The organism is Sphingomonas sp. Ant20 (genome assembly GCF_000783375.1).
GTDB classification, from domain to species: Bacteria; Pseudomonadota; Alphaproteobacteria; order Sphingomonadales; family Sphingomonadaceae; genus Sphingomonas; species Sphingomonas aerolata.
This window is the reverse complement of sequence record NZ_JRVI01000189.1, coordinates 1-1,425: the sequence shown is the minus strand read 5'-3', so window position 1 is coordinate 1,425 and position 1,425 is coordinate 1. Positions and strand designations below refer to the sequence as shown.

The following is a 1,425-nucleotide window of genomic DNA, read 5'->3' as shown; positions in this document are numbered from 1 at the left end:
GTCGATCATCGCCGGCACGGGCAGCCCCGGATCGGCGCCGTCGCTGCCGAGCCAGGGTCGCAACAGCCGCGTCAGCTCGGCGCGATCGACCGCGGCGACGCGGGTCACTTCCGGCAGCGTCCGCAGCGTCGCGAGGACGCGGGCGGCACTGGCATCACGCCGAACCGGGTCGCCGTCGATGATCTGGACCGTCAATCGCCCCGCCAGCTGACGATCGAGCGCGCGGGCGGCACCCGCAGTCCCCAGCCCGAGTGCGGCGGCGAGCATGGTGAGGAACAGCATGATCGCCATGACCCAGGTCATGGCACGGACGCCGCCAGCCTCGTCGAGCACGCGACGTTCGGATGCGCGGCTCATGGCTCGGCCCGGGGCGATGGGGGGTACTGCAACGACCCGGTCGGATCGAGCAACCGGCCGTGATCCAGCCGCATCATCTGCGCGGTCGGAATCCGGTTGAGAAGGTGCAGATCATGCGTCGCGACCACCACCGTCGTGCCGAGCTTGTTGAGCGATTCGAACAGATGGAGCAGCCGCTCGGCCATGTCGGGATCGACATTGCCGGTCGGCTCGTCCGCGACCAGCATCTCGGGCCGGGCGATCACCGCGCGCGCGATCGCGACGCGTTGCTGCTCACCACCCGACAGCGTCGCCGGTCGCGCCTCGGCGCGTTCGGTCAGGCCGACCCAGGCGAGCATCTCCTCGACCGGTTGGCGCAGGTCCGCCTCGGGCATCCCCGCGACGCGCAACGGCAGAGCGATATTGTCCCAGGTCGACAGATGCGGGACGAGCCGAAAATCCTGGAACACCACGCCGATGCGGCGGCGAAACCCCGGCATCCGGTACCGCGGGAGCAGCACCGCATCCTCGCCGAACAGCCGGATCACCCCGCGGCTCGGCCGCTGCGCGAGATAGAGCAGTCGGAGCAACGACGTCTTGCCCGCGCCGCTCGCGCCGGTCAGAAAGTAGAAGGCGCCGCTGCGCAGCGTGAACGAGATGTCGGACAGCGTTTCCGCGCCGGTGTCGTAGCGCAAGCCAACATTTTCGAACTGCACGATATTCGCCATGAAATTGGTCGCGCCCGCCCGAGTTCGCCTGTGCCGTGAGGCTCGCTTTCGCATGAAAGCGCGCGCGGCTTCAAGCTGGCGGCCATCTGCAGCGCGGCAGACAGCATCCGGGCGCATGATGCTTGCCACGAGCGGGGGCCACGTGCTTAGTTTGACCGCGAACGGCCCCGTCCCGCGGCCCGCAGTGAATCGTGCCCGATGATCCTCCAATGCCCCGAGTGCAGCACACGCTATCTGGTCCCCGACAGCGCGATCGGCACCGAAGGTAGGACCGTGCGCTGTGCCAATTGCCGCCACAGCTGGTTCCAGGCCGCGACGGACGTCACGCGCCCGACGCGCCAGCCGCCGCGGAGGCAATGCC

At 69.1% G+C, this 1,425-nt stretch carries 2 protein-coding genes and 1 pseudogene; 1 reads left to right on the top strand and 2 read right to left on the bottom strand.

The genetic code is table 11. From position 1 onward, the window contains the following. Positions 1–357: pseudogene (locus NI18_RS17680) on the bottom strand (permease); the annotation flags it as partial. Next, the gene (gene ftsE / locus NI18_RS17675; RefSeq protein ID WP_037531854.1) at positions 354–1,064 is read right to left on the bottom strand and encodes a cell division ATP-binding protein FtsE; all 711 of its coding nucleotides are present in this window, start codon (positions 1,062–1,064) and stop codon (positions 354–356) included. The gene ftsE and the pseudogene NI18_RS17680, both read right to left, overlap by 4 nt. A gap of 198 nt (positions 1,065–1,262) precedes the next feature. Here ftsE and NI18_RS23625 point away from each other — a divergent pair. After that, on the top strand, positions 1,263–1,425 hold a 163-nt coding region (locus tag NI18_RS23625; protein WP_198527061.1), incomplete at its 3' end, for an MJ0042-type zinc finger domain-containing protein.